Raw genomic sequence first — 6627 nt, 5'->3', positions numbered from 1 at the left:
TCTGTTCGGCCCTGCGGGCACCCGTTCTACCCAGTGGTCCCCGGCACCCCCAGCCGGCCCGCTGGCCACCCTTTTCCCCTACCGCCCCGATGCCCTATGCCATCCTGCGCACGGCCAAGCTCAAGACCGCCGGCAACCTCACTTCTCTGAACGAGCACCTGCAGCGGCTGCGGCCCACGCCCAACGCGGACGCCGAGCTGACCCCGCTCAACGTGCAGCTGGTCGGGAGCCAGGACCTGGCGGCCGACGTGCAGGCCCGCCTCGAGGCGGCCGGGTGTAAGGTGCGCAGCAACGCCGTGCTGGCGGTCGAGCACCTAATGACGTTCAGCCCCGAATTTTTGGACATTCGCAAGGAGACGGGTAAGTCGGGCAAGCCGGCCCGGTTGGTCGGGTCGGCCGAGGACGGGGCCAAGCTGGCCGGCTTCCGGGACCGGGCGATGGAGTGGCTGAGCGAGCGCTACGGCCAGGAGAACGTCGTCAACGCCGTGCTGCACCTCGATGAGCAGACCCCGCACATCCACGCCACGGTCGTGCCCATCGACACGGCCGGCAGGCTCAATTGCCGGGCCATGCTGGGCGACCGGCAAAAGATGCGCGACATGCAGACCAGCTTTGCCGCGAAGGTGGCCCCGTTGGGGCTGCAGCGCGGGGTGGAGGGCAGCCAGGCCCAGCACCAGGAAGTGAAGCGCTTCTATGGGCTGGTGAAGGAACTCAACCCGCAGCTGGAGCAGGAAACGCAGCGCCAAGTGGCCCAGCAGCGCATACACCAGGCCGGCCAGCAGCACAGCCGCGGCGGGGTTAGCATGTAAAGTCCCTACCTTGTTTGAGCCACCCTTTTCCTGAACTTCGGAAGGAGCTATCTACTGACACTTGATAATAGTAAGGAGTATGCTCAAAATTGACCAAGAGCAATTTTTTGCCAGTCTAAAGATTACGCAAGCCTATTGCGCCCAGCAGCTACAACAGCCGTGGCCGAGTGAATTTTTGGCCCTACGCACCAGCTTACAGCCAGTTTACCAGAATCAGCAGTGGTTTATAACCGCACCGGGAGCAAAGGGGGAAGCAGCGACGATGGAATTAGCGGAGTGGCTACGCCATGCTGACCCCTATCATCCAGGCCTTCTTATAGCAGCGAGGGGGCAAAGTTACTGTAAGCTGTTCCAAGCAAGGGCCAGGAAGCCGTAACTTATTGGCCCTTTACGTTTTATTACCAGCCAAGCTAATAAGCTCGAAAAATGAGGTTCAGAAAGACAGTCCAAAAACAAACCGCACTTTGGATTATTGGACCTGGCTTATTGAGCCTCGCCGAAGAGGTAGTTTGTTCAATGCGAGGCTCATAGAATATAGTGCTTATCCTTAGCGTAATTCTGTCCCCCGCATGCTATAAGAAGGCCGACCTGCAGGCCCTGGTGGCCAGCGTCGAGGCCAAAAGCCGGCCCACGCTGACGCTGCCGGCTGCTGAAGTAGCGCGGCTGCTGGCCCCGCAGTTACTTCCCCTACTGCCCACACCGGACAACCTGGTGGCTGCCGGCCAGCGAGCGTCCGACCTGCTGGGAGCGCAGCTGAAGCAGGGCACCCAGCAGAGTCTGGACCAGGTTACGGCCAGCGTCGCGGCGAGCACCCAGCAGTTGACAGCGGCCGCTGCGGCGCTGACGAAGGCGGCGGAGGGGGTGCCCCGGTCGGTACCGGTGGACTTCCTGCGCGGATGGGGCCATGTGTTCGGCCTGGCACTAGGGCCCGTGGCCGTTGTGCTGCTGATTTTGTGGGGCGCGGGCGCCTTTTCAGGCGTGGCGCAGGCCAAGTACGACCAGCTGCTGGGCGTCGCGCAGGCCGTTGGAGCCGAGAGAGACTTCTATAAGGCTCAAATTCAGCGGTTTCGGAAGGACATGGGTACGACCAAAGAAATGCGCAAGACCACCCAGCAGCTATTCCCGCCTTACGTGCCTACACCAGTTGCTGCTCAGCGCTAAGGCATCTTTATACATGCTGTAGAGGGGGTTTACAGCACGTAAAACGGGTTTAGACCTTATTTAAATCACCGTTTATCTAAACATCCCGAAGCTCTTCCGGATGCTTCCGTCAGCACTGATGGTGAAAAACTTAATCTCGTAATCCGCTTTATGGGGACGAGGAGGAGGGGGCTCTCTATCTAACAGATGCACCTCGCAACGCACGACCCGAGCGTGCTCATTCGCAGAACCGGAGGAGAACGCCTTTACATAAGCCACCGCTTGCCCGTATTTTCGGCAATGCCGGCTTATTTTTCCCTGTAACACGCGGCGCATCCGGCGGGGGAGCGTATCGGTTCCAACGGGCATGTTCCGCCGCCATACGGAAAGAACCTTCCCCGCGTCATTCCATTCAAACTCCAGGCGGGACGGAACAGCCGTTCCGTTCGCCAGTCGATAGTCAAAAGTGGTGTAATAAAACCGGGTCCCCTCGTTTAGTGCCCCGGTCATCCAGTACACATTGCTCGTGAGCGAATCCCCCTTGTCAGCAGTTAGGTGCTGAAATTGGCGCACTAGGGACACGGGCACCGCTTCTTCTGTTTCCGTGCTATCAACCCACGCAGTGTACTGCTGCCCTGCTACGTTTTTGCCCAAAGTCATGAGCGCAATTACAACAAGCAGACGGTATCCCTTCATTACTTCCTAATTGTACGGCACAGGTTCAAGATACGCTCCTTTGGGTGAACCACTCACAGCTGCCCGGCACCAGGTGCCCGTGGGCCACTGCAGCACGTGGTGAGTTTAAGAAACTCGTCTACGATTCAAAGTTTACGAAACGCGCCGAGGGGACGAGTTTCGTAAACTCCAAACCAGCGCCTGGTCCCCCGCCAAAGTACTACAATCCGAAGGCAGGGGCAGTGGGGAGAAAAACCACCACTTTTCCGAGGCCGGGGGTATAACTACGATTATGTTAAGGGACAGAACCTAGACAAGCGCGGGACTATTTGCCCTTCCCCCCTGCCCCTAAAATCCTGTTTGCCTAGGCCCAGGAAAGGACCTGGTTTCGAGTTTACGAAGCTCATCCCTCCGGCCAGTTTTGTAAACGTTGATTCGTAGACGGGTTTGGTAAACTCGCCGGGCGCTGCAGCGGCCTGCTGGCACCTGGTGCGGAGCAGCTGCTCGCAGTTTAAGAAAGGGAGGGTAAGTTTAGGCCAGTGTAAACTACTAGCTGCTTTTGCAACGGCCGTTCCGCCCTTATCCTCCGCTCTTATGCGCCCAAGATGGTCTTTGTTACTGCTGGCATTGGTCGGGTGCCGGCCTCAAGACGTGGAAAATGCCCGCCTCGTCGGCACTGTGACGGACCGGCGAACCCAGCAGCCGGTGAAGGGCGCCGTGCTGTATCTGGAAACGGCCTATTACCAGGGCGGAGACTACGACAGCTATAACGGGTACCGGCACGATACGCTGACCACAGACGCGCAGGGACGCTTTACCACTACGTTCCCACTGCTGTGTTACTTAGCCATTGAAGTGAAACAAGCCCCACAAGACACGCTTGTTTATGCCGAGCAAATCTTCTCCAAGAACATCCAAGTGGACATTCGATTGTAGTTCATCCAAAGGGTCGAGCAGGTAAACGGACGTCCATGTAGAAGTCCATGTAGCTAAAATCGCGGTTCAGTTCACTGCTCCACACGGCGGCCATTAAATCGCCCCAGGAGCGATAGCCGCAGCCCATGAAGTGCACCCCTGCCACCACCGGCGCCCCCTGCGGGTTGTACTGGTGCCAATCACCCCCCGCCCACACCTGGCCCTCAATGATGGCGTGGCGAACGGCCTCGACGTAGGGGTGCCATTCCGCCTCGTAACCGGCCAAGTAGTCCGGCCAGCGCATGCCCTCTCTGAAAGAGTCGCTGCCGCCCAGGTTGTCTAGGTTGTAGCCCTCGAGGGCGTCGAGGCTCTCGTAGCTCTGCCACGTGACGGGGAGGTAGTGCATGCCGTAAAACTAGTAGTCACTGGCTCGCTTGGTGCCGTTCAGCGAAAGGGTAATTTAAATAAAGCACATAGAGGCTTCTAGTGCCTGTAAGACACGTTGTAAGACATGAATTTTCAGCGTACCTATGTGTCTTACAATTTGTAAGACACGCCCACATGAAGTCCAAAGTCAGTCAGACAAAAACCAAAAACGGTAAGACAGACCCTGAAAATGGTCTTACAACGGTCGAAATCGGTAAGACAACGCCTGAAATCAGTCTTACAGAAACCGGTATTGGTAAGACAGACGTGGTAGAGGAGGAGGGCGACGGTCTTACACCGAGTAAGACAAGCAACAAAGGCGGGCGACCGGCTAAGCTAGCCAGTACCACGGCCGTGACCTGGTCAGTGCGTGGGGTGGAGCGCGAAACGCGGGCCATGCTGGAGAAGGCCGCGGCGCGGGTCGACAAGACCATGGGGCAGTACTTCAACGACGAGGTGCGCGCCTTTGTCCAGGGGCAGCTCAGCCAGGCCGAGGCCCCGCAGCTGCCGGCCAGCCCCCGCGACCTGCAGGTGCAAGTGGAGCAACTGACGCAGATGGTCGAGGGCATCGCGGCCCGGTTGGCCGAGCCGGCACGAAAGAGCCTTTGGCAGCGCGTTTTTGGCAAGTAGGCAGACTAGCCCTGCTTTTTAGTTGTCGCGTCGAACAGCGGGCCATTGCTGGCCTTTTTTAGGCCCAGGATGGTGAGCAGGAGCCCCGAGAGGGAATGAGCTTTGGCGTGCTTGCCGGTTTTCAGGTCGTGGGCGAACTTGTTGCAGGCGGCCACGTGCGCCGCGCTGGCCAGGATGGTGGCCACCAACTCGGGCGTGGTGATGCTTAGCTGCGCGAGGAGCCGGCCGGCGTTCTCCACCTGGTGCTGCTGCATCCCAGCCGGGGCCGTGCCCGCCGGCACCAAGTCAAACGGGATGGTTTCGGCCAGTGCTTGCGGCTTGACCGTGAAAACGATGTTTTTGAAGGCCTTGCCCTTCTTTTCCAGGGTGTAACTGACGTGCAGTTCAGTGTGCTCGTTGATTTGCTTTACAGCAATGTCCAAAACCTTGCTTTTCAAGTCGCTAATCCTTGCAGCTTTATCATTCCCCTTGTCGTCAAGCAGGCCGAGCATTTTCTTAAAGTCCTCTATGTCATACTTTTTGGTTTCGCCCTTGTCTTTCCACTGGCTGCATAACGGGTAAATACGCTTAGCATACTTGCTGCTGAGACGTAGCGCAGCGGCCAAGCCGTAGGAGGTAAAGTTGTTTTGCAGATTGAATAAGTAAGGAAGAATCTTGTCCGATAGCGTCACCTCGATAATCCTTGTGCCTTTCACATATTCCACGCTGCGAAACATCCAGAGCTGCATATGACGCTCTGGTGTTTCTACTTCAAACATGCGCGAGCCCATGTCTTCAGTGGCTTTGCGTAGGTACGGTAAGTGATACTGCTTTCCAGTCAAAGTAGCCAACTCTTTAATATCTAGCTCGTAAGTCTCCGATTTTTGGTCCTTTCGCAGCTTAGATACTAAGAAGAAAAAGAGGTCTAACTGTAGCTCCGTGTACTCATACCGAGCGTTGGTTAAGATATTGTGTTGGCGAATTTCAATGTCTTTTATCACGGGAGTTACTGACTGATTCGAAGACAATTATACGGTATAAACGCTACCTGTTAACAAATAGCGTTTTTTGATAGCGTAGCAACATGATTAAAAGCCGTTTTTATCATGATTAAAAGCCGTTTTTACGTGATTAAAAGCCGTTTTTACGTGATTAAAAGCCGTTTTTACGTGATTAAAAGCCGTTTTTACTACTTGTAATAATCTGAAAACCAATTGCTTCTGAGCCCTACAAATAGAACAAAGCTTTACAAATACACAAGTTGTGTTTCGCGCGAGGAAAAAAGCTTTTAGGGACGGTGGATAACTCCGGCCGGAAAACAGAAAGCAAACAAAACACTCTAGAAGCCAGTGACTTGCGCGCATTCAATAAACACTATATAATTGGTAATCAACAGTATATAAGCTTTATTGTCGAGCTTATGTACCCTCTTGCACCCGGGAGAACTTTCGCCTTGGGGCCGTGGGGAAGCAAGCCCTGAGCAACGCCCGCACCAGGTGTAACCTAGTCGCTATGGCTGCCCGTAGGAGAAAGGCAAATAGCAATTTCCCTGTATGCGCTACACCTGCCAACACTGTTCGACCGTTTATACTCCCCGCCGCAAAGGAGGTCGGTTCTGTTCCACTAACTGCCGGGTAAGTGCTTGGGATAAGGCCCAAAAATCGGAGGAAGCGCAGTGGTTGTACCAGGGCGAAGAGTACTACCTGGCTCGCAAAATCGACTTCTTGGGCGAGGAGGCCGGAAAGCTCTTGCCCCAGCTCGGAGACACGATGACCCCGGACCAGGTGCAGCAGATACGGACGCTACTTGACCGGATGCAGTACGAACGGGGCAACTCGGTGGTGCAGCGTCTGGTGAAGGGAAGTCCGGTACCACCAGGAGGCACAAGCGTAAGCCGTTAGCGTTGATAAGCCCCTGATAGCGTAAGTCATAAGCGTAAATAATACCCCATAAGCGTAAAGCGCAAACGTAAGCAAGCGTAATGTTCAAGCGTTGTGTACTCACTAGACAATTTTGGCCAGCCTAAGCGCTGCGCTTTAGGCTGGCCAAAATT

The 6627-nt window shown here is 55.7% G+C and carries 7 protein-coding genes; 4 read left to right on the top strand and 3 right to left on the bottom strand.

The window, feature by feature from the left end; translation table 11 throughout:
* Positions 1-809: MobV family relaxase (mobV, locus tag ABD919_RS14035; protein WP_345236647.1), on the top strand; the 809-nt coding region annotated here is incomplete at its 5' end.
* A 537-nt stretch (positions 810-1346) separates the two neighbouring features.
* Positions 1347-1970, top strand: a complete 624-nt coding sequence (locus ABD919_RS14030; protein WP_345236646.1) for a hypothetical protein — start codon at positions 1347-1349, stop codon at positions 1968-1970.
* Between the two features lie 72 nt (positions 1971-2042).
* Here ABD919_RS14030 and ABD919_RS14025 read toward each other — a convergent pair whose 3' ends face one another.
* Positions 2043-2645: a hypothetical protein gene (locus ABD919_RS14025; protein WP_345236645.1), complete on the bottom strand. Its 603-nt coding sequence runs from the start codon at positions 2643-2645 to the stop codon at positions 2043-2045.
* Between the two features lie 573 nt (positions 2646-3218).
* Here ABD919_RS14025 and ABD919_RS14020 point away from each other — a divergent pair.
* Complete coding sequence (locus ABD919_RS14020; protein WP_345236644.1) at positions 3219-3560, top strand: transthyretin-like family protein; 342 nt, start codon at positions 3219-3221, stop codon at positions 3558-3560.
* Position 3561: 1 nt separating this feature from the next.
* Here ABD919_RS14020 and ABD919_RS14015 read toward each other — a convergent pair whose 3' ends face one another.
* Complete coding sequence (locus tag ABD919_RS14015) at positions 3562-3945, bottom strand: hypothetical protein (RefSeq protein ID WP_345236643.1); 384 nt, start codon at positions 3943-3945, stop codon at positions 3562-3564.
* 374 nt (positions 3946-4319) lie between these two features.
* Here ABD919_RS14015 and ABD919_RS14010 point away from each other — a divergent pair, with 374 nt between their 5' ends.
* Complete coding sequence (locus tag ABD919_RS14010; RefSeq protein ID WP_345236642.1) at positions 4320-4595, top strand: hypothetical protein; 276 nt, start codon at positions 4320-4322, stop codon at positions 4593-4595.
* Positions 4596-4600: 5 nt separating this feature from the next.
* On the opposite strand, the gene ABD919_RS14005 is transcribed toward ABD919_RS14010, so the two are convergent.
* Positions 4601-5575: a replication initiation protein gene (locus ABD919_RS14005; RefSeq protein ID WP_345236641.1), complete on the bottom strand. Its 975-nt coding sequence runs from the start codon at positions 5573-5575 to the stop codon at positions 4601-4603.
* Positions 5576-6627 lie beyond the last annotated feature (1052 nt).

Origin of the sequence: Hymenobacter saemangeumensis, assembly GCF_039541835.1 — a bacterium.
Lineage (GTDB): Bacteria > Bacteroidota > Bacteroidia > Cytophagales > Hymenobacteraceae > Hymenobacter > Hymenobacter saemangeumensis.
The sequence above is the reverse complement of the archived record's forward strand: the minus strand, read 5'-3'. Positions and strand labels throughout refer to the sequence as shown.

Coding starts and splice junctions, on each gene's coding strand:
- ABD919_RS14025 (WP_345236645.1), bottom strand. CDS start 2,645: ATGAAGGGATACCGTCTGCTTGTTGTAATTGCGCTCATGACTTTGGGC.
- ABD919_RS14020 (WP_345236644.1), top strand. CDS start 3,219: ATGCGCCCAAGATGGTCTTTGTTACTGCTGGCATTGGTCGGGTGCCGG.
- ABD919_RS14015 (WP_345236643.1), bottom strand. CDS start 3,945: ATGCACTACCTCCCCGTCACGTGGCAGAGCTACGAGAGCCTCGACGCC.